16 protein-coding genes and 1 pseudogene are annotated in these 20,296 nt (G+C 62.2%); 9 read left to right on the forward strand and 8 right to left on the reverse strand.

Going from position 1 to position 20,296, the window contains the following annotated elements:
- Nucleotides 1–45: 45 nt before the first annotated feature.
- Nucleotides 46–1,047, forward strand: a complete 1,002-nt coding sequence (locus ACFO3A_RS02445) for an alpha/beta hydrolase (RefSeq protein ID WP_377723655.1) — start codon at nt 46–48, stop codon at nt 1,045–1,047.
- A gap of 947 nt (nt 1,048–1,994) precedes the next feature.
- Nucleotides 1,995–3,653, forward strand: a complete 1,659-nt coding sequence (locus ACFO3A_RS02450) for a P-loop ATPase, Sll1717 family (protein WP_377723657.1) — start codon at nt 1,995–1,997, stop codon at nt 3,651–3,653.
- A gap of 495 nt (nt 3,654–4,148) precedes the next feature.
- On the opposite strand, the gene ACFO3A_RS02455 is transcribed toward ACFO3A_RS02450, so the two are convergent.
- The gene (locus ACFO3A_RS02455; RefSeq protein WP_377723659.1) at nt 4,149–6,488 is read right to left on the reverse strand and encodes a TonB-dependent receptor domain-containing protein; all 2,340 of its coding nucleotides are present in this window, start codon (nt 6,486–6,488) and stop codon (nt 4,149–4,151) included.
- Nucleotides 6,489–6,788: 300 nt separating this feature from the next.
- Here ACFO3A_RS02455 and ACFO3A_RS02460 point away from each other — a divergent pair, with 300 nt between their 5' ends.
- Together ACFO3A_RS02460 and ACFO3A_RS02465 are read left to right on the forward strand one after the other, a co-directional pair.
- Nucleotides 6,789–7,217, forward strand: coding sequence for a hypothetical protein (locus tag ACFO3A_RS02460; RefSeq protein WP_377723661.1), 429 nt, complete (start codon nt 6,789–6,791; stop codon nt 7,215–7,217).
- 264 nt (nt 7,218–7,481) lie between these two features.
- Nucleotides 7,482–9,476, forward strand: coding sequence for a TonB-dependent copper receptor (locus tag ACFO3A_RS02465; protein WP_377723664.1), 1,995 nt, complete (start codon nt 7,482–7,484; stop codon nt 9,474–9,476).
- A 78-nt stretch (nt 9,477–9,554) separates the two neighbouring features.
- On the opposite strand, the gene ACFO3A_RS02470 is transcribed toward ACFO3A_RS02465, so the two are convergent.
- The 6 genes from ACFO3A_RS02470 to ACFO3A_RS02495 form a co-directional block, all read right to left on the reverse strand.
- A complete protein-coding gene (locus ACFO3A_RS02470) occupies nt 9,555–11,051 on the reverse strand; it encodes an FAD-linked oxidase C-terminal domain-containing protein (RefSeq protein ID WP_377723666.1) in 1,497 nt (498 codons plus the stop codon).
- Between the two features lie 166 nt (nt 11,052–11,217).
- Nucleotides 11,218–12,129: a LysR substrate-binding domain-containing protein gene (locus ACFO3A_RS02475; RefSeq protein ID WP_377723668.1), complete on the reverse strand. Its 912-nt coding sequence runs from the start codon at nt 12,127–12,129 to the stop codon at nt 11,218–11,220.
- Nucleotides 12,129–12,977, reverse strand: coding sequence for a formyltetrahydrofolate deformylase (purU, locus tag ACFO3A_RS02480; protein WP_377723670.1), 849 nt, complete (start codon nt 12,975–12,977; stop codon nt 12,129–12,131). The genes ACFO3A_RS02475 and purU overlap by 1 nt, the downstream gene beginning before the upstream one ends.
- A gap of 67 nt (nt 12,978–13,044) precedes the next feature.
- Nucleotides 13,045–13,341 (reverse strand): BTH_I0359 family protein, encoded by a 297-nt coding sequence (locus ACFO3A_RS02485; RefSeq protein ID WP_377723672.1) that lies wholly within the window; start codon nt 13,339–13,341, stop codon nt 13,045–13,047.
- 15 nt (nt 13,342–13,356) lie between these two features.
- On the reverse strand, nt 13,357–14,175 hold the full coding sequence (locus ACFO3A_RS02490; RefSeq protein WP_377723673.1) for a DUF3108 domain-containing protein: 819 nt from the start codon (nt 14,173–14,175) through the stop codon (nt 13,357–13,359).
- 82 nt (nt 14,176–14,257) lie between these two features.
- Nucleotides 14,258–14,722: a hypothetical protein gene (locus ACFO3A_RS02495; protein WP_377723676.1), complete on the reverse strand. Its 465-nt coding sequence runs from the start codon at nt 14,720–14,722 to the stop codon at nt 14,258–14,260.
- A 204-nt stretch (nt 14,723–14,926) separates the two neighbouring features.
- Between ACFO3A_RS02495 and modA the strand changes: the two genes are divergently transcribed.
- The 5 genes from modA (at nt 14,927) to miaB (ending at nt 20,050) form a co-directional block, all read left to right on the forward strand.
- Entirely contained in the window at nt 14,927–15,667 is a 741-nt protein-coding gene (modA, locus tag ACFO3A_RS02500) for a molybdate ABC transporter substrate-binding protein (protein ID WP_377723678.1), read from the forward strand.
- Nucleotides 15,668–15,745: 78 nt separating this feature from the next.
- On the forward strand, nt 15,746–16,423 hold the full coding sequence (gene modB, locus ACFO3A_RS02505; RefSeq protein WP_377723680.1) for a molybdate ABC transporter permease subunit: 678 nt from the start codon (nt 15,746–15,748) through the stop codon (nt 16,421–16,423).
- Nucleotides 16,420–17,541 (forward strand): molybdenum ABC transporter ATP-binding protein, encoded by a 1,122-nt coding sequence (gene modC, locus ACFO3A_RS02510; RefSeq protein ID WP_377723682.1) that lies wholly within the window; start codon nt 16,420–16,422, stop codon nt 17,539–17,541. The genes modB and modC overlap by 4 nt, the downstream gene beginning before the upstream one ends.
- Nucleotides 17,542–17,617: 76 nt before the next feature.
- The gene (fdhD, locus tag ACFO3A_RS02515; RefSeq protein WP_377723684.1) at nt 17,618–18,484 is read left to right on the forward strand and encodes a formate dehydrogenase accessory sulfurtransferase FdhD; all 867 of its coding nucleotides are present in this window, start codon (nt 17,618–17,620) and stop codon (nt 18,482–18,484) included.
- Between the two features lie 219 nt (nt 18,485–18,703).
- Entirely contained in the window at nt 18,704–20,050 is a 1,347-nt protein-coding gene (gene miaB / locus ACFO3A_RS02520; protein WP_377723686.1) for a tRNA (N6-isopentenyl adenosine(37)-C2)-methylthiotransferase MiaB, read from the forward strand.
- A 3-nt stretch (nt 20,051–20,053) separates the two neighbouring features.
- Here miaB and ACFO3A_RS02525 read toward each other — a convergent pair.
- A pseudogene (locus ACFO3A_RS02525) lies at nt 20,054–20,296 on the reverse strand (integrase core domain-containing protein); the annotation flags it as partial.

A 20,296-nucleotide genomic window follows, 5' to 3' on the forward strand; every position in this document is an offset into this window, starting at 1 on the left:
AGATGACGGGCCGCACGCCCTTTATTTCTTCAAAGAATCCTTGCCATGCCCCCTCATCCCCCCACCCGCCGCACCTGGCTGACCGGCACCCTGGCCGCCGCCACCGCCCTGGCGCTGCCCGGCTGCGCCACACCCCGCCAGGATGCCCCCCTCGCATCCGCCCGGCCCTGGGCCATGCCCGGCACGTTCTACCTGGATATGCCTGCCGCCCCCCTGCCCGGCAGCACGGCGGCGCGACAGCACCGCCTCATGGTCTACCGGCCCGAAGGGGAGGCACCCGCAGGCGGCTTTCCGGTGATTTACGTGCTGGACGGCAACCTCATGTTCCCCCTGGTCACCCAGTTGCTGCACAACCGGGGCGCACGCGGGCTAGCGCTGCGGGGCGAAAGCGCCATCGTGGTCGGCCTGGGCCACACCCTGCCGCCGGGCAGCGGCGAAGTGCATGACCGCACCGCCCGCACCTACGACTACACCCCGCCCTACTCCGGTATCGGCCCCACCAGCCAGGGACTGGCCCAAGGCGGGGCGGACGCCTTCCTCGACTTCATCGCCACCCGGGTGCAGCCGCTGGTGGCCGGCCAGCTACCGGCCGACATGGGACGGCAGACGCTGGTGGGCCACTCCTTTGGCGGCCTGTGCGTACTGCACGCGCTGTTTACCCGGCCCGCCATGTTCCAGCGCTACGTGGCAGGCAGCCCGTCGCTGTGGTGGGAAGAAGGCCGGATTCTGGACACCTGCGCCGCCTTCGTCGCCCGCCATACGCCACCGGGCCAGCGCCTGCCGGGGCCGCTGGCCCTGCATCTGAGCCAGGGCAGCGAAGAACAGCGCCGCAGCGCCAACCGCCCCGCCAACCCCGAACGCCAGGCCACCCTGCGCCACACCCCGCAAACCGGCAGCGCCGCCGACCTGCCCGCCCTGTTGGCACCGGTGCCGAACCTGGCGTGCGACTACACCGTCTGGCCCGGCGCCGACCATGGCGGAGCCATGCCGTTCGTCTGCATCCAGGCCGTGCGCGTGGCCCTGGGCACATGGCCAAAACACTATTGAAAAAAGAGCTGCTACCGCTCTCATTCAATGGATTTCAAAGACAAAACAGTCTGAAATCCATAAATAACAAGCGGTAGCAGCTCTTTCTTTAGATAAATTCATAGACCGCTGCGATGAACATGCCAGCCGTACAGCAGTGCCAGAGTGGCAAGTTCAAGGGCCAGAAATGTAGCGATGTTTTCCATGGCGCAACTCCTTCGTAATCGGTGCCTGCATGGTGCAGGGCCGTTGTAAAGAAGCTGTGCGCACCGGGTAAACCTCTGTTTCCGGCAGGTAATACCCGGAAAAACGCACACAGGCCATGCCTGACACCGCATGACCGACAAGGCGCTACCATGGCAACGCCAGATGGACGCATCCAGCACAGCCGTTGTTTCTTTGGAGATACAGTCCGTCACGTTGTCAAATGAGTACTCGTCATGCGTTCGCATCGCCAATCCACTGCCCAACCGCGCCATAACACCAGCCACATTGGCAAGTTCAATGACCGGCCTCTTACGACCAGTAGCGGACCAATGCCAGAGACCGCTTCGGGGTGACCGATCTGACCCTGGCGGGCGTTCATGCAATGCAGGGTTAGCACCAGTGTCTGCACCCCAATACTGGGACCATTTCCTTCTGCGTGGTACGCCATACTCGCTCCAAACCAGCAAACATCATTCCGATAGACACGCCACTGGCGCACATCCTGAGGGCTCGGCTCGAAGTGCAAATACCAAGACACCCCGCCAAATGAAAGATCGAATCGAAAGACTGCCGAGGATCGCGCGGCAACTCTGGGGGCCGTCCAATGGACGGTTCCACCTTACCGGCGTTGGCCATTGGCGTCGGCGAGTCGGCAGTCCTTGGGCTGCCTTAGTCGGGCGTCTGAGCATGCGCAGGACGGTGTGAGGATCGTTAACGATCCTCACACAATACGTTAGCTTTTATCAAAAAGAGAAGCATTAATGAATCAAGAAAAGAACTGGCTGCCGCTCTCTCAATTGCGCGAGCCTTATAACGATGCAGTAAATTATCGCAGCCGAACGCAACGGGAGTTCTTCCAAAGAATTTTTCTGCAAACTGATGCGCTAACAAAAATACTTGAGCCTCAAGTATTTTTCCTTATGGGCGAAAAGGGCTCAGGCAAAACCGCATATGCCACATACCTGGAGACCCACAAGACCAACGATCATCGTTGCAAACTGACAACCATGACGGAAACGCAATACCGGCGTTTCGTGGAGTTAAAGCGTCAAGGCAAGCTGGCATATAGCGACTATGCGAACATTTGGCGCTCAATGCTGCTGTTTGTCGTGGGGCGAATGCTAGTTGAAAAATCGAAAAATCCATTTCACTACTTGACCGGAAAGTTCAGTAAAGTGGAGAAAGAGATACAGCGTTGGTCAAAGAATGCTCTCAATCCCGAGGTTGAGAGCGCATTCGAAGCAGTAAGCAGCGAGGCGCTGAATGCAAAACTAGAGGCTGAGAAGGTTGGTGGATTTGCGGGGGAAATAAAAAATCAACAAACTGAAAAAAAATCCATCCTAAGGCATCACCTGCTTGAAACGGAAAATTCATTCAAAGAAGCACTCTCCTCCCTTAAATTATCGGATGATCACATACTATTCATTGACGGAATCGACTACCGCCCCGAGTCGATTCAATATCAAGAATACATTGAATGCGTGAAGGGGCTGGGCGAGGCAGTTTGGCAACTCAACACAGAATTCTTTAATGGAATTCGGGATAGCAAGGGAAGAATTAAAATAGTGCTTCTCATTCGACCTGATGTATTTCACGCCCTCAACCTTTATAATTCAAACTCACGCCTCCAAGATAACTGCGTTTTTCTTGATTGGGCCACAACAGAGAAGGAATATGCTGAATCCCCTCTATTTGAACTGAGTGGCCGCTACTTTTCTGCGCAACAACCATTTAAGGTTGAGCCAAGTGAAGCTTGGGAGCAATATTATTTTACTCCTCAAAGCCCGGGGTACACCTTCAAAAGGTTGCTGAAGATTTCATTTCATAAACCGCGAGATATACTCACATATATCAAAATCACAAAAAAGAGCTCAACCCGCGGAAAATCGAAAAATCAAGTTCAATTTCATGAAAAAATATCAAGCGACCCCGCTGTTAGTCGCGAGTTTTCTGACTATTTGCTTGGTGAAGTTAGGAACTACACTGCGTTTTATATGCATAGTGACGATTTCCCAAAGTATTTAAAATTTTTTCAGTTCCTTAACGGTCATCAAAGCTTTAAATTTGATGCATTCTCCGACGCATTTCTAAAATTCAAGAGTTGGGCTAACGGCGAGAAATTTCACGCAACAGAATACCTAAGGGATGCCGAATCTCTTTTGCAGCTATTCTATGACGTAAATGTAATTGGCTATTCTGAGGCGGTAGAAGGCAGCGGGGAAACGTACTACCATTGGTCCTACAGGGAGCGGTCTGCAAACAACATCTCCCCTCAGGTTAAGACGACAGGCTCTCTCATCATCAACCCCGGAATTGCCAAAGCTTTGGATGTAGGGAAAAAGTTTGCAACATCAATCGAAGCAGAGCCACAACGGCGCGGGAAACATCAACTTCATAGGGGAAACAAGAGCCGGCGCTAGGGCTAGCTTTCGGCTCAATGCGGACGCCAAAACTGGCCATGCCTTCGGTTTTTCATGGCCAGTTTGGGTGCTCTCCGCCTTTAGCTCCGGTGCCGGTTAACCTGGGCGTTGAGCGACTGCTTTAGTGCTGCGATGCAGGCCAAGCGGAAGTCTGCAACGGGTCGATAGCAGCAGCCGCGTCGCCATGTACTTTAACCGCTTCGATGCCTTCTGCATGGTTTCATCACACCAAACAAGAGCGGTATCGAATACGAATCACTGGCGGGTTTGACATGCAAATCTGTGGCGGATTTCGTGCGAATACTCACTATGCCCTTCTCAAACGCTCAAACGGCCAGCTCCCCGGCCAAGGTTTGAAGCGTATAGGAAACAAGCGAAAAATTCAGACACTCCAAGGAGGAAATAAACCTCCGCATCCGGCAGGCAATACCCGCAAAAAACCCGCGCAGGCCGGTAAGGCGTGCGCGGGTTGGGGAGTGACAAGCGTGCAGGTTCTTAGAAGCGAGCGTTCAAGCTAATCCACAGGCTACGGGCTTTGTCCTTGTTGTTGTAATCATCGGTGTAGGTGGGCGTATATGTCCCATCCGGGTTCTGAGTGAACTTGGTACGGTAGCTGGTGAACTTCTTATCCAACAGGTTGTTGATCCGTCCGGTCAAAGTAAGGTTCTTGGCCAGTTGGTAACTAGCGCCCAGGTGCAGCACGTTGTAGCCTTTGTAGTAAAGGAATTCGTTCGTGTCAGCATCAGTGCCACGGAACCGCTTGGAACGGAATTCTGCCGTCAGGAAAGAGTTGAATTTTGAGTTAACCTGCCAGTCCAAAGTCATGTTTGCCATATGTTTGGCCATATTGGTCAAAGGCTGACCGGCCAACTTGCCAGATTTCTTCTCGCTGTCCGTCCAGGTGTAGTTACCGCGCACAGCAAAAGCCGATGTGAGCTGATAACGTCCGGCCAGTTCCAGCCCATGAATGGTGGCGCGATCCACGTTGGTCTTCTGGCTGTAGGTGGTATAGCCTAAATCACCGTACCCGCCCAAGTTCACGCAAGGGCGCACCCCGCCAGTCGCATCGCAAGTCTGGGCTACGTCACCGCTTTCGATCTTGTCCTTGAAGCGTGTATTGAAGATGGTGGCATTGAAGCTATGGCGGTCTGGGTGATTCCAGTACACAGCCACTTCGCTATTCACGCTGGTTTCAGGCTTGAGGTCGGGGTTGCCAGCCCAGGGAGAAACACCCTGGCCGCCAAAACCGATGATGCCGTCATACAAATCCGTGGTCTTGGGGGTTTTGTAGCCGGTGCTGACGCCGCCCTTGAATGTCCACTGCGGGTTCAGCGTGTAGACACCATAAACACGAGGCGAGACATGGCTGCCAAACATATTGTGGTGGTCGTAGCGCAGGCCGGTGGTCAATGTAAACACCTCGTTAGGCATCCAGTTGTTCTCGGCAAACAGCGAATACATCTTGAATGCCTGCTTGGCACCAGCGGTGTTGCCTTCCAGACCAAAAACGCCATCGGTCAAATTACCGTCAATGTATTGACCGCCCACAACCAGCATGTGATCGCCACCCCAGCCTTTCAGGGGAATATCAAACTTGGCATCCAGCGTGTATTGGCTGCTTTCCAGAGTCCGCAGCGGACGCGGTAAGAACGTAGCTTCTGCCAACGCTTTACGATCAGCCTCACTCATACCAGCGTAGGCACCAGTGCCGTCGTACATCTGCTGCAATTCTTTGCGTTCATCGGGGGAAAACGGCAATGAGCGGCCGTTGTTGCTCGTCTCCACATAAGACAACGCCACATAGCTGCGCCCGAAGTCCCAATCGCCTTCATGCGTCAAAGCCCAACTGTCGCGTTCAAACTTCTGTTTTGCTGTGTAGCCGACACGCGGCTCAACCTTGCCTTTATTCACACGCCAAACAGAAGCAATGCCATCCAGGGTGCCAAGCTGTGCTTCGCTGTTGTCATATTTCTGGCGTGAAATATCGTAGTCCAGGGTCACGCTTTGCCGGGCATCCGGTTTGAAAGAAAGGCTGAAGCCCAGTGACTTGTTCTGGTTCTCGACCGTGCGTCCCCCACCGCCAAACCCCAAGGTACGAATATGGGTGGTTCCAGCAGGGTCTGTGACGGGATCGTATTCAGGATCAGAGGGGTCTTTGTCGTAAAAACTCCCTCGAATAGCCAATCCCCAACGATCGGACAACGGCCCGCGCAGATCGAAGTCCACCGTGGTTTCGTCGCCAAACTGACTGTCTTGCTGAAAGCTGCGGCCCAAGGTGGCCGATCCAGCCCACTTGTCGGTCACTTTTTTGGTGATGATGTTGATCACCCCGCCCATGGCATCCGCCCCGTACAAAGTCGATGCCGGGCCACGAATCACCTCGATACGCTCGATAGCATCCAGCGGCGGGATATGGTTGAACTGGTTGCCAGAGAAGCTATTGGGGTAAATATCACCGTGATTGCTTTGCCGCTTGCCATTGACCAGGATCAGCGTGTAGTCAGCGCCCATGCCACGCAAGCTGATCGTTTTCTGCCCGGTCTTGTCGGAAGTCTCGCCAATGTCCACACCTTCCAGGTCACGCACGGCATCAATCAGGCTGGTGTAAGGACGCTTGGCGAGTTCCTCTTTGGATATCACCGAAATACTGGCCGGCGCATCGGTGATCTTCTGCTCAAACCCCGCTGCCGACACCACCACTTCCGACAGGGTGGTAGTGGCAACCTCCTGGGCGTTGACCGAGGCGCAAGCCGCTGCGGCGGCCAGTGCCAGCAGCGTAGGCGCCAGCTTCGGGGCGCGGACGCTACGGTTGGGGGGGGGGGTGCGGTGGGACATGAAAACTCCTCCAAAGGCCGGCAAAGGCCCTTCCTGTTGTTGAAAAAAAGAATGACTGCATGGCTGCGGCTGGGTGGCCTGAAGGCTTCACGGCTCCAGCCTCTGACAAGGGTTTCTCCCTCTGCGTCGGTGCCAATGGGGGCGAATTATTACGATAATTAACAATAATCATTCTTATTTTTCTACCAAATATAGGTTTTTTTGTTTATTTACAACACCACCCTGTGCGTTTTTGACGCACGGCAAATTTGCACCATCTTTCGCGTAAACCCTCGGTCATCCTGTCCATAATCGCGCCCCATGCTTGAGCGTCTACGCCGCCACTACCGCCTCCAGACCTGGGTGCTGGGGCTGTTTGCTGCGCTCTGGCTGGTGGCCCTGACCTCCGGCGCCCAGATACGGATGGTGCTGCCCCTGCTGGGCCATGCCGCTGCGACCGGCACCGGCATGGCCGACATGGGGTACTGCGGCATGGCCCCGCAGGCCAGCGAGCTGATGGCCTGGCTGGGGGAAGATGCCACCCCCGACGAACACGGCGCCAGCGCCCACACCCCGGCATGTCTGATGTGCATCGCCCTGGCTGCGCCGGGGCAGGTGCGCTCCACGCTGTACCGCCCGCCCCTGCTGGCGGGCTTGCGCCTGCCGGGCAACCCCGGTGCCGCACCCCGGGGCTGGCTGGCCCAGGCCCCGCTGCCCGCGCGGGGGCCGCCGCTGCTGCGCCACGGTTGAAACTCCTGCGCTGATACGCGCCAAGAGCCTGCCTGGCTTCCCCGTCATTCACGCGAAGGCGGGCGTCCAGTAACGGCACTGGCATTGCCGCGCCCTTCGCCAACGCCGTTACTGGACACCCGCCTTCGCGGGTGTGACAGGAGAAAGGCGAGTGTGCCTGGGCGCGTAGCTTCCCGAACCTGGGGCTATCCCCTTCCCTTTTTTAAATCTGAAACGTTCCCCCATGCCCCAACGACGGCAGGGCGGAGCGTGGAGTCCTCTCCGATGAAATTCCGTTCCCTCCCCAAAACCACCCCTTTGGCCCTGGCGTGCGCCGCCCTGTTCGCCCCGCTGGCCTACGCACAGGAAAGCGCCCCGGCAAAAACGCTGGACGAGGTGCTGGTGACTGCCGTACACGACCAGTCGGCAGTGCAGGTGGTCACCGACCCGAAAATCCCCCGCCAGCCCATCCCGGCCAGCGATGCCGCCGATTACCTGAAAACCATCCCCGGCTTTGCCGCCGTGCGCAATGGCGGCACGAATGGCGACCCGGTGTTCCGGGGCCAGTTCGGTTCACGCCTGCCGCTGCTGGCCAACGGCACGCAGATGCTGGGCGCCTGTCCGGGCCGCATGGACGCGCCCAGTTCCTACATCGCGCCGGAGACGTTCGACGTGCTGACCCTGATCAAGGGGCCGCAAACCGTCCTTTGGGGGCCGGGCGCTTCTGCCGGGGTGGTGCGCTTCGAGCGCGAGCGCCCCGACTTTGCCGCCGGGCCGGTGAACTTCACCGCCAGCCTGCTCGGCGCCAGCGCCGGGCGCAATGACCAGAACGCCGATCTGGCGGTGGGCAACAGCCAGTTCTACGCCCGCGTCAGCGCCAACCATTCGCACGGTCAGGACTATGAGGATGGCAATGGCAAGTCCATTCCCTCCGGCTGGGACAAATGGAATGCCGACGTGGCCCTGGGCTGGACGCCCGATGCCGACACCCTGGTGGAGTTGAGCGCCGGTGCCGGCGACGGCTGGGCACGCTACGCCGCCCGTGGCATGGACGGCAGCCAGTTCCGCCGCGACAGCCTGGGCCTGCGGCTGCAAAAGAAAAACCTGACGCCGTGGCTGACCAAGGTGGAAGCACAGGTCTACCGCAACGAGGCCGATCACGTGATGGACAACTTCCAGTTGCGCAAGCCCGGCATGATGACCATGGCCAGCAACGTCAAGCGCACCGTCACCGGTGGCCGCGTGGCCGCCACGATCCAGGCCGCGCCCAGCCTGACGGCAGACATCGGCCTGGACGTGCTGCGCAACGACCATGAAGGACGCAATGGCCCCGGCATGACCTACCTGAACAAGCCATGGGTGCGCGATGCCAAGTTCGCCAACCTGGGCCTGTTCACCGAGCTGCGCTGGCAGGCCGCCCCCAGCAGCCTGTGGGTGGGCGGCCTGCGGCTGGACCGCGCCCAGGCGTGGGACTACCGCAACGCCGCCAGCACCGGCAAGCGCGACGAAAGCGCCCTGCCCGGCGGCTTCGTGCGCTGGGAAAAGACGCTGGCCAGCGGTGTCACCACCTACGTCGGCCTGGGGCATGTGCAGCGCTTCCCCGACTATTGGGAGCTGATTTCCCCGAAAAACAGCGCCCCTGCGGCTGGCAATGCCTTTGCCACGCTGGAGCCGGAAAAAACCACCCAGCTGGACGTGGGCGCCAACTGGAAGGGGGAGAACTGGCAGTTCTGGACCTCGGCCTACGCCGGGATGGTGCGGGACTTCATCCTGTTCGACTACACCGGGGGCGCGAGCAAGGTGCGCAACGTGCAGGCCCGCACCGCAGGCTTCGAGCTGGGCAGCAGCTACAAGCTGGCTTCGGCATGGACGGCCCAGGCCACCCTGGCCTATAGCTGGGGCCGCAACCGCACGGACGGCACGGCCCTGCCGCAAATGCCGCCGCTGGAAGCCCGCCTCGGCCTGGATTACGCCCAAGGCCCGTGGACGGCCGGCGCCCTGTGGCGGCTGGTGGCGGCGCAGCACCGCTACGCCAAAGGCCAGGGCAATGTGGTGGGCCGCGACCTGGGGGCCAGCAGCGGCTTTGGCGTGCTGTCGCTCAACGCCAGCTACCGCGTGCAAAAGAACTTGAAGCTGACCTTTGGCGTGGACAACCTGCTGGACAAGGCCTACGCCGAACATCTGAACCTGGCGGGCAACGCCGGTTTCGGCTTCCCCGGCAATACCCGGGTGAGCGAGCCGGGCCGCACCCTGTGGCTGCGGGCGGACATGCAGTTCTAAGCTGCTGTTTTCCAGCGTAAAAAGAGCTTGCAGCGCTTATTCGACAAGCGCTGCAAGCTCTTTTTTTATCGATTGATTTCAGAAACGCGGCAGATCGGGATGGCTCATCTTGCCGCCGCGCACCAGCATCTTGCCGTATTCGGCACAGCGGTTCAGCGTGGGAATGAGCTTGCCGGGGTTGAGCAGCCCGGCGGGGTCGAAAGCGGCTTTCAGGGCGAACATCTGCGCGTTTTCTTCCACGGTGAACTGGGCGCACATGCTGTTGAGCTTTTCCACGCCCACGCCATGCTCGCCGGTGATGGTGCCGCCCATCTGCACGCTGGTTTCCAGAATCTCCGCGCCGAACAGCTCGCAGCGGCGCAGTTCGTCGGCGTTGTTGGCATCGAACAGGATCAGCGGGTGCAGGTTGCCGTCGCCCGCGTGGAAGACGTTCACGCAGCGCAACTGGTATTTCTTTTCCATCTCCTGAATCGCCAGCAGGATGTCGGCCAGGCGCTTGCGCGGGATGGTCGAATCCATGCACATGTAGTCGGCGCTGATGCGGCCACTGGCGGGAAAGGCGTTCTTGCGCCCGCTCCAGAAGCGCAGGCGCTCTTCCTCGTTGCTGCTGACGGCAATGGCGGTGGCCCCGGCGCCGCGCAGCACTTCGCTCATGCGGGCGATTTCTTCCTCGACTTCCTCGGGGGTGCCGTCGCTTTCGCACAGCAGGATGGCTTCGGCGCTGAGGTCGTAACCGGCGTGAACGAAGTCTTCCACGGCGGCGGTCATGGGTTTGTCCATCATTTCCAGCCCGGCGGGGATGATGCCCTGGGCGATGACGGCGGCCACGGCATCACCGGCTTTGCGCACGTCGTCGAAGCTGGCCATGATGCAGCGGGCCAGTTGCGGCTTGGGGACGAGCTTGACGGTGACTTCCGTCACCACGGCCAGCATGCCTTCGCTGCCCATCATCACCGCCAGCAGGTCGTAGCCGGGCGTGTCCAGCGCCGTGCTGCCGAACGCGATCGGCTCGCCGGCCACGGTAAAGCCTTCCACTTTCAGGATGTTGTGGACGGTCAGGCCGTATTTCAGGCAATGCACGCCGCCGGAGTTTTCCGCCACGTTGCCGCCGATGGTGCAGGCGATCTGGCTGCTGGGGTCGGGGGCGTAATACAGGCCGTGGGGCGCAGCGGCGTCGCTGATGGCGAGGTTGCGCACGCCGCACTGCACGCGGGCGGTGCGGCTGAGGGGGTCGAGGTCGAGAATCTTGTTGAACTTGGCCAGCGACAGCGTCACGCCCATGGCGTGCGGCATGGCCCCGCCGGACAGGCCGGTGCCCGCGCCGCGTGCCACCACGGGCACCTGCAGGCGGTGGCAGACCTGCAACACGGCCTGCACCTGCGCATAGGTTTCAGGCAGCGCCACGACCAGCGGGCGCTGGCGGTAGGCGGTCAGGCCGTCGCATTCGTAGGGAGTGGTGTCTTCGGCTTGCCACAGCAGGGTGTGCGCCGGCAGGTGCTGGCCCAATGCCTGCACCACTTCGGTCTGGCGGGCCGAGCGCTCGGACGCCGTAGGGGTTTCGGTAGCGGTCATCATGGCGTGACTGTAGACGATGCACCCTGCAGGCCGGCGTGAACTTTCTTGCAGCAGGCCGTGAAAGCGGATGTATTCAAAACAGGAGCTTGTTCCGCTGATGAATAAACGATTTCAGGTATTTTTATCCCTGAAAATCAATGAACATCAGCGCAAGCAGCTCCCGTTTTCAATTAACGGCTTTGACCAGCCATTCGGCAAAGGCGTTGCATTCCCAGCGATCCATGGTGCCGGTGCGCCAGCACAGGTAATGGGCGTTGGCGCTGGGCACGTCCAGGTCGAACAGCCGCACCAGCGTGCCGTGATCGAGCCACGGCGTGCCCAGTTTCAGGCGCACCGGGGCCACGCCCAGGCCGCCGGCGGCGGCGTCGCACAGCAGGCCCACGTCGTTGAATTGCGAACCCTCCAGCGGTTCGGCCCAGTCCAGGCCCGCCGCCTTGAACCAGGGCTGCCACGGCTCCAGCGGGCTGCGCAGCAGGGGCAGGCCGTCCAGGTCTTCGGGCGTATCGATGGGGCCGTACTGGCGCAGGAAGGCGGGCGAGGCCAGGGGGGTGTAGACGTCGCGGGCCACTTCCATGTGTTCCACGTCGGCATAGTGGCCGGTGCCGTAGCGCACGATCAGGTCGGCATCCTCGGCCACCACGTCCAGCAGCGGAATGGCGACCTGCAGGGCGATGTCGATTTCCGGGTACGCAGCGGTGAATTGCGAGAGTTTGGGGATCAGCAAGCACCGGGCAAAGGTGGGCGTGACGGCGATTTTCAGGCGCTTGCGCCCGGACGACAGCGGCAGGTTGGGAAAGCGTTGCAGCGCTCCCAAGCCCTCGCGCACCTGTTGCAGGTAGTTGATGCCCTCGGTCGTCAGGGAAAAATCGGAGCGGCCAAAGAGCTGGGTGCCCAGCACTTCTTCCAACTGGCGCACACGGTGGCTGACGGCGCTGGGCGTGACGCTGAGTTCATCGGCCGTCAGCGTCACGCTGCGCAGCCGCGCCAGGGCCTCGAACGTCAGCAGGCATTGGATGGGAGGAATACGCCGCGCTGCACGGCTATCGAAACTGGGGCGGCCGGCGCGGGGCGTAGTCATCAGCGGAACACCACGGTTTTATGGCCGTTCAGGATGACCCGGCGCTCGCTGTGCCACTGTACGGCGCGGGCCAGCACCTGGCTTTCGGTGTCCTGGCCACGGGCGGTCAGGTCGTCCACCGTGTCGGTGTGGTCGGCACGGGCCACGTCCTGCTCGATGATGGGGCCTTCGTCCAGGTCGGCGGTGACATAGTGCGCCGTGGCGCCGATCAGCTTCACGCCGCGCTCGTGCGCCTGGTAATAGGGCTTGGCGCCCTTGAAGCTGGGCAAAAAGCTGTGGTGGATGTTGATCGCCCGGCCCTGCAGCTGCTGGCACAGGTCGTTGGAGAGCACCTGCATGTAGCGGGCCAGCACGACCAGCTCTGCGCCCTCCTGCTCGATCACTTCCAGCTGGCGGGCCTCGGCCTGGGCCTTGGTGGCAGCGGTGACGGGGATGTGGTGGAAGGGGATGTTGTAGCTGGCCGCCAGCTGGTAGAAGTCGCGGTGGTTGCTGATGATGGCGCGGATGTCCACCGGCAGCAGCCCGGACTTGAAGCGGAACAGCAGGTCGTTCAGGCAGTGGCCCTGGCGGCTGACCATGATGACGGTCTTCATGCGCTCGGCCTCGGGGTGGATGCTCCAGCGCATCTGCAGCGGCTCGGCCAGGGCGGCGAACGCCGTTTTCAGGCTGGCCAGGTCGTGCGCACTGCAGGCGAACTGCACGCGCATGAAAAACAGGCCGGTGGCCGGGTCGTTGTATTGGGCCGCTTCTTCGATGTTGGCACTTTGCTCCAGCAGGAAGCCGGAGACGGTATGCACCAGCCCCAGGCGGTCGGGGCAGGACAGGGTCAGGATGTAGGCGTGGGTCATAACCGGCCAATTGTCGCAGCAATGCGGGGGCCGCGCCCCGCTGGGGGGCTGCGGTCAAATCGATAGATCAATGGATCAGCACCGGGTTTTGCGCCAGGCTGGCATAGCGCTCCAGCGTGGCCTCGACCTCTTCCTCGGAGGGGGATTCGTTCTGCCAGGCGTGAATCTGGCGCTGGAACAGTTCGGCCCAGGCGCCGTCCAGGTACACCTCCTTGCCCGAGCGTTTGTCCACGATCTCGAAACCGTGGCGCGGCAGGGCCGGGGTTTCGGTGGTGCCGTCCGAGAGGATGATCTTTTCCGGCAGCCCCAGGTCGGGCTGCATGTGCAGGACCACGAAAGTGTCCGAGTCGTACAGCATTTGCATGATGTGGCCCTCCTTTCATCGTGTTACGGGTTGGGTGCTTGACATACCGCGAAGTTCCTGCGGCACAGTTTGCAGTTGCAGATCGAGGCTGTCATTCGCGCTTTCCTCCATACGGATGCGCACGGGCAAATAACCCCACTGCGGTGCCAGCCACAAGGCCGAGTGACTGGCCTGCGCCCCTGCCTCTGCGTTATCGGCATCCAGGTGCAGCAGCTTGAGCGCCGCCACCGGCCCGGCCGGCAATTGCAGGGTTTCCTGACGATCTATGACAAACACCCAGGGCTTGACGCTTTTGTTGCTGGCCGCCTGCACGGTGATGCGCGTACCGCCCGGGTAGGCCCGGGGCGCGGCGGCCAGCATCCCGCCAACCTGGAAGAACGCGCTGACCCGGTCCTGCGTCAGGGCAGCCCACGGCGCAGGGGCGCTGCCCCGGCTGAAGACGATCTGCCCGGCAGCGGCATCGAAGCTGACGCGGTATTCCTTGCGGGCGCGGTCGATGAAGACCTCGGGCTGCAGGCCGTGTTCCGTTACCTGACCGACGCTCGACTGGCGCCGCCCGCCCAGCAGTGGCATGCGCACTTCCTGCACCGCTTCGTAGCGCCCATCCGCCACTTGCCACTGCAACTGGGCGCTGGCGTTGAAGGCAAAGCCCTTGGCCTTGCCGGTCACGGCAAACGGCAACTGCGCATTGGGCGGCGCCTGCCATGCCGGGGCACCGCCCTGCTCCGCGCCCTGGGCCGTCGTCACCTGCACGGCGGGGGCAGCGCACGCCCCGGCGGCAGCCAGCCCCAAAGCCAGGGCCAGGGGCCGCATCCAAGAAGTCAAAACCCGCATGGCGGCACTCCATTCCTTAAAAAAGCAGGGAATCCCTGCATGAAAAAGGCACCCGCAGGTGCCTGTTGGGGGGCTGAGCAGCTTACTCCTGCGCCAGTTCCTCGCTGCCGCGCAGCCGCACACGCATCCAGAACCCCCGGGATTCGCCCTGCTTGACCAGCTTGGACTGCACCTTGACATGGTTCGCCTGGGGCATGGGGATTTTGTAGTGCTTGGGCATGCTCAGGATGGCGCCGAAAGTGGGCATTTTCCAGTACTGGTCGTAACCGGCGTGGTAGGCCACTTCCTCGCACCAGCCCACGCGCTCGATGTCGGTGCGTTGCTGGGTGGTGATTTCCGGGCCGGTGGCAACCCCCAGCGCCTCGACCAGCAGCAGGGACTGGGTGTTGGGCGGGATGTGCAGCCAGATTTCGACCGCGTCGCCAAAGCCTTCGGTGCGTGCGGCCTGACCGCTGGCGGCGACGCCTTCGGTTTCGGGGCGCCCCATGTAGCGCCGGGGAGCCTGGTCAGCCGGGAGTTCGGAGGGGATGGATGCTTGGGTATTCACTGGGGTGCTTTCTTCTGTGTTTCGGCGTCCAGCGCAGGCGCTGGCTGTCCGGAACGAGGCTTGTCGCCTTTCATCATATGGGCGCTATTGTGGCAAATACTAGGGCCAATGATCCAGCGCAAGTCCGCCCAAGCCTACCACTGCCGGCGCAAGGGGTTTACCCGATAGACTTTGCCCTCCCATCCTCACTTGGAAAGGTTTGTCATGCGTCGTTTTGCCGGATTGGCTCTTTGTCTCATTTTCGGCACAGCCCAGGCCGATACCGTCGCGGTTGCCGTCGCCGCCAATTTCACCGCCCCGATGCAGGAGATTGCGCCCCTGTTCGCCAAGGCCACGGGCCACGAAGCGCAGCTTTCGTTCGGGGCGACGGGCAAGTTCTACGCCCAGATCAACAACGGTGCGCCGTTCGACGTGCTGCTGTCGGCCGACGCCAGCACCCCGACCAAGCTGGCCAACGAAAAAATGGCCGTGGCCGACAGCCAGTTCACCTACGCCAAGGGCCAATTGGTGCTGTGGAGCGCCCAGGCCGGTTACGTGGACAACGCGGGCGAGGTGCTGAAAACCGGCACCTGGCGCCACATTGCCATTGCCAACCCCAAGCTGGCCCCCTACGGCGCGGCCGCGCAGGAGACCTTGCAGAAACTGAATCTGGCCGACAGCGTCGCGCAGCGCACCGTGCTGGGCGAGAACATCGGGCAGACCTACCAGTTCGCTGCCTCGGGCAATGCGGAGCTGGGCTTTGTCGCCGCCTCGCAGGTGATGAAGGACGGCAAGCTGCAATCCGGCTCGGCCTGGATCGTGCCCGCAGAGCTGTATTCGCCCATCCGCCAAGATGCCATCGTGCTGCAACGCGCCAGCAGCAACCCGGCTGCGCAGGCGCTGCTGGATTACCTGAAGGGGCCGCAGGCACGCGCCATCATGCAATCCTACGGCTATGCTTTTTAAAGCTGCTTACGCACGTATTGATTGATTTTCAAGGTATTTTCATTATGAAAACCTTTATTCATCAGCGGTAACAGCTATATGATTTTCAGCCCCGAGGACTGGCAAGCCATCGCCCTCACGCTCAGGCTGGCCGGCGTCACCACCGTGCTGCTGCTGGTGCTGTGTACGCCGCTGGCGTGGTGGCTGGCGCACACGCCGTCACGCTGGCGCGGCCCGATCGGGGCCGTGGTGGCGCTGCCGCTGGTGCTGCCGCCCACGGTGATCGGCTTTTACCTGCTGGTGTTTCTCGGCCCGCACGGGCCAATCGGCGGGTTGATGGACCGCCTGGGCTGGCCGCGCCTGCCGTTTACCTTCAGCGGGCTGGTGATCGGCTCGCTGGTCTATTCCCTGCCCTTTGCCGTGCAGCCGCTGCAACGGGCCTTTGAAACCCTAGGGCGCCGCCCGCTGGAAGTGGCCGCCACCCTGGGGGCGGGGCGCTGGGACACCTTCTGCAACGTCGTGCTGCCCCTGGCTCGCCCCGGCTTCATGACCGCTGCCGTGCTGTGCTTTGCGCACACGGTGGGCGAGTTCGGCGTGGTGCTGATGCTGGGCGGCAACATTCCCGGCAGCACGCGGGTGGTGTCGGTGCAGATTTACGACCATGTGGAGGCAATGGAGTACGGCCAGGCGCACGCGCTGGCGCTGGGGATGCTGGTGTTCGCCTTCGTGGTGCTGATGGCCCTGCACTGGTTGCAGCCCCGGCAGGAGCGGGCATGAGCAGCAACATGAACGACGACGCCATCGGGGACACCATCGACATCGCCCTGCGCCTGCCGCGCCACGGCTTTACGCTGGACGTGCAACTGCAACTGCCCACCCGGGGCTTCACCGCGCTGTACGGTCCTTCGGGCTGCGGCAAGACCACGATGCTGCGGGCCATTGCCGGGCTGGAACGGGCGGCGGGCCACGTGCGCATCGGCGCCCAGGTGTGGCAGGACGATGCCCGGCAGACCTGGCTGCCCACGCACCGCCGCGCCCTGGGCTATGTGTTTCAGGAGGCCAGCCTGTTTGCCCACCTGAACGTGCAGGGCAACCTGGAGTTCGGCCTGCGGCGCACGCCGCCCGCACGGCGCAAGGTGGCGCTAGAGCAGGTGGTGGCGCTGCTGGGCATCGGCCACCTTTTGCAGCGCAGCAGCAGCACCTTGTCGGGCGGCGAGCGCCAGCGCGTGGCCATTGCCCGCGCCCTGGCGACCAGCCCGCAATTGCTGCTGATGGACGAACCCCTGTCCGCACTGGACGCCTCGCGCAAGGCCGAGGTGCTGCCCTATCTGGAAACCTTGCAGCGCGAGCTGGCAATCCCCGTGCTGTACGTCAGCCACGCGCAGGAGGAGGTGCTGCGGCTGGCCCAGCACGTCGTGCTGCTGGAGCGCGGGCAGGCGCTGCGCCACGGCAGCGCGACCGACATCCTCAGCCACATCGACCAGCCCCTGACCGGCAACGCCACGGCGGTGCTGGAAGGCGTGCTGCTGGCCCGGGACAACGACGAGGACGAAAGCGACCACCTCTGCACCATCGGCTTTGCCGGCGGGCAGCTGCTGCTGCCGACGGGGCCGCAAGTCGCCCCCCTGCCCATCGGCAGCCCGGTGCGCCTGTGCATTGCCGCGCGGGACGTGAGCCTGAGCCTGACGCCGCTGACGGACAGCACCCTGCTCAACAGCCTGCCCGCCACCATCACCGCGCTGCGCGACGACGGCCCCGGCCAGGTGCTGGTGGCGCTGGACGTGGGCGGCAGCGCCCTGCTGGCCCAGGTCAGCAGCCGCTCGGCCCGCGCCCTGCAGCTGGCCGTGGGGCAGGCCGTGCTGGCCCACGTCAAGGGCGTGGCACTGCTGCGTTAGACCGCCAACACGTTCTAGCCAGCACAGCGCCTGGGCGGCCGCAGGCGATTGCGGAACCCCCTATCATCGGCGCCCTATGTCCGACGATGCCCCCGCCCTCCCACCCAGCACCATGCACACCGCCGTCACCCAGTACGGACTGCAAGCGCCGCACATCGAATCGTCCATGCTGCAAATGCTGGCCGGCGAAGTCCCGGTCGCCCTGGTGTTCAACGGCATCAGCCACGCGGTGATGATGGTCACGCCGGACGACCTGCCCGCCCTGGCCCTGGGCTTTGCCCTGACCGAAGGCATCATCGACCAGCCCGCCGATTGCTACGACATCCAGGTGCAGCCCCTGCCCGGCGGCAGCACCGGCCTGCCCGACGGCATCGACGCCGTGCAGGTCACGCTGGACATCGCCACCCGCTGCATGACCCGCCTGCAAACCAAGCGCCGCAGCCTGAGCGGGCGCACCGGCTGCGGCATCTGCGGGGTGGAAAGCTTTGTCGGCCTGGACCTGGACTGCCCGCCCCTGCCCGCCCCGCCGTGGCTGGCGCAGGTCGATGCGACCACGGTGCTGCACGGCATGCAGGCACTGCACGCCAACCAGCCGCTGCACCGGCAAACCCACTCCACCCACGCCGCCGCCTGGGCCAATCTGGCCGGAGAGCTGCTGTGCGTGATGGAGGACGTGGGCCGCCACAACGCGCTGGACAAGCTCATCGGCCAACTGGCCCAGGCCGATCTGCTGGGCACGCCGGGCTTCGTGCTGCTGTCCAGCCGGGGCAGCCACGAGCTGGTGCGCAAATGCGCCCGCGTGGGCATTGCCGCACTGGCCACGCTCTCCGCACCCACGGCCATGGGCGTGCGCATGGCGCAACTGGCGCAGCTGCGCCTGTGGGGGCAATGCCGCGCCCCCCTGGCCACGCTCTACGCCCCCGGCGGCATACCCCCAGCCTGAGAACGTGTTTACGCTCTGACCGACCGCAGCGGGCAGCGCCTAAAATTGCGCCCTTCGCCCCTCTTTTCAGCCCCTGGATACACACCATGCCCGCTGTCCCTGGCCGTCCCGGCCCTGTCTGCGCCGTGTTCTGGCGGCCTGAATTTCATTTTCATAGCTACTAGCGCTTGCCCAATAAGCGCCAGACGCCGTTTTTCTTAAAAAATTCTTCCCCCTGTTATGTCGAAAAAAGTCTTTATCAAAACCTTTGGCTGCCAGATGAACGAGTACGACTCCGCCAAGATGGCCGACGTGCTGCAAGCTGCCGAGGGCTACGAACCCACGGACAACCCGGACGAGGCCGACCTGATCCTGTTCAACACCTGCTCGGTGCGCGAAAAGGCGCAGGAAAAAGTCTTTTCCGACCTGGGCCGCGTGCGCCACCTGAAGGAAAAGGGCACGCTGATCGGCGTAGGCGGCTGCGTGGCCAGCCAGGAGGGAGATGCCATCATCCAGCGTGCCCCGTTCGTCGACGTGGTGTTCGGCCCGCAAACCCTGCACCGCCTGCCCGAACTGCTCAATGCCCGCAAGAACGCACGCAAGCCGCAGGTGGACATCAGCTTTCCCGAGATCGAGAAGTTCGACCACCTGCCTCCGGCGCGGGTGGAAGGGGCCAGCGCCTTTGTCTCGATCATGGAAGGCTGCTCCAAATACTGCAGCTACTGCGTGGTGCCCTACACGCGCGGCGAGGAAGTCAGCCGCCCGCTGGACGACGTGCTGGTGGAAATCGCCGGACTGGCCGACCAGGGCGTGAAAGAAATCACCCTGCTGGGCCAGAACGTGAACGCCTACCGTGGCCCCATGGGCGACACCGCCGAAGTGGCCGACTTTGCCCTGCTGCTGGAGTACGTGGCCGACATCCCCGGCATCGAGCGCCTGCGCTTTACCACCAGCCACCCCAACGAGTTCACGCCGCGCCTGATCGAGGCCTACGCCAAAATCCCCAAGCTGGTCAGCCACCTGCACCTGCCCGTGCAGCACGGCAGCGACAAAATCCTGATGGCCATGAAGCGCGGCTACACCGCTATGGAATACAAGAGCACGGTGCGCAAGCTGCGGGCCATCCGCCCCGACATGGCGATGAGCAGCGACTTCATCGTCGGCTTCCCCGGCGAGACGGAGGACGACTTCCAGAAGATGATGAAGCTGATCGCCGACGTGCGCTTTGACAACAGCTTCAGCTTCATCTTCAGCCCGCGCCCCGGCACGCCCGCCGCCAACCTGCACGACGACACGCCGCACGAGGTCAAGCTGCGCCGCCTGCAAGAGCTGCAAGCGGTCATCAACCAGAACATCAGGGACATCAGCGAAGAGCGCGTGGGCACCACCCAGCGCCTGCTGGTGGAAGGCTATTCCAAGCGCGACAACGGCGAGCTGATGGGCCGCACCGAGTGCAACCGCGTGGTCAACTTCCCCGGCAGCGCACGCCTGATCGGCCAGCTGATCGACGTGAACATCACCGAGGCCATGACCTACACCCTGCGCGGCGAGGTGCGCACCGCCGAGACGCTGCTGCCTGCGTTGTAAGATGTTCAGTCCCGGCATTTGATGGATAGGATTGATCGTGAAGCGTTCGGGCTCATCTGTCCACTGCTTGCAGATGAATTCGTAAGGTGTCAGGCCCTTGAGCGTCTTGAGTCGGCGGCCGAAGTTGTAGGCGTCAATGAAGTCGCACAGGTGTCGGCGTAGCTGTGCATGGTCGTCGTAGTGGAATCGCTTGACGGTGGCTTCCTTGATGGTTCTGTTCATCCGCTCGACCTGTCCATTAGTCCA

The sequence above is a fragment of the Comamonas nitrativorans genome, assembly GCF_042654765.1.
Classification (GTDB): Bacteria; Pseudomonadota; Gammaproteobacteria; order Burkholderiales; family Burkholderiaceae_C; genus Comamonas; species Comamonas nitrativorans.

Excerpts from the sequence above, each read along its gene's own strand:
- ACFO3A_RS02460 (WP_377723661.1), top strand. The coding sequence starts at position 6,789 with ATGCTTGAGCGTCTACGCCGCCACTACCGCCTCCAGACCTGGGTGCTG.
- fdhD (WP_377723684.1), top strand. The coding sequence starts at position 17,618 with ATGTCCGACGATGCCCCCGCCCTCCCACCCAGCACCATGCACACCGCC.
- modA (WP_377723678.1), top strand. The coding sequence starts at position 14,927 with ATGCGTCGTTTTGCCGGATTGGCTCTTTGTCTCATTTTCGGCACAGCC.
- ACFO3A_RS02455 (WP_377723659.1), bottom strand. The coding sequence starts at position 6,488 with ATGTCCCACCGCACCCCCCCCCCCAACCGTAGCGTCCGCGCCCCGAAG.
- modC (WP_377723682.1), top strand. The coding sequence starts at position 16,420 with ATGAGCAGCAACATGAACGACGACGCCATCGGGGACACCATCGACATC.
- ACFO3A_RS02470 (WP_377723666.1), bottom strand. The coding sequence starts at position 11,051 with ATGATGACCGCTACCGAAACCCCTACGGCGTCCGAGCGCTCGGCCCGC.
- modB (WP_377723680.1), top strand. The coding sequence starts at position 15,746 with ATGATTTTCAGCCCCGAGGACTGGCAAGCCATCGCCCTCACGCTCAGG.
- ACFO3A_RS02485 (WP_377723672.1), bottom strand. The coding sequence starts at position 13,341 with ATGCAAATGCTGTACGACTCGGACACTTTCGTGGTCCTGCACATGCAG.
- purU (WP_377723670.1), bottom strand. The coding sequence starts at position 12,977 with ATGACCCACGCCTACATCCTGACCCTGTCCTGCCCCGACCGCCTGGGG.
- miaB (WP_377723686.1), top strand. The coding sequence starts at position 18,704 with ATGTCGAAAAAAGTCTTTATCAAAACCTTTGGCTGCCAGATGAACGAG.
- ACFO3A_RS02490 (WP_377723673.1), bottom strand. The coding sequence starts at position 14,175 with ATGCGGGTTTTGACTTCTTGGATGCGGCCCCTGGCCCTGGCTTTGGGG.
- ACFO3A_RS02475 (WP_377723668.1), bottom strand. The coding sequence starts at position 12,129 with ATGACTACGCCCCGCGCCGGCCGCCCCAGTTTCGATAGCCGTGCAGCG.
- ACFO3A_RS02450 (WP_377723657.1), top strand. The coding sequence starts at position 1,995 with ATGAATCAAGAAAAGAACTGGCTGCCGCTCTCTCAATTGCGCGAGCCT.
- ACFO3A_RS02445 (WP_377723655.1), top strand. The coding sequence starts at position 46 with ATGCCCCCTCATCCCCCCACCCGCCGCACCTGGCTGACCGGCACCCTG.
- ACFO3A_RS02465 (WP_377723664.1), top strand. The coding sequence starts at position 7,482 with ATGAAATTCCGTTCCCTCCCCAAAACCACCCCTTTGGCCCTGGCGTGC.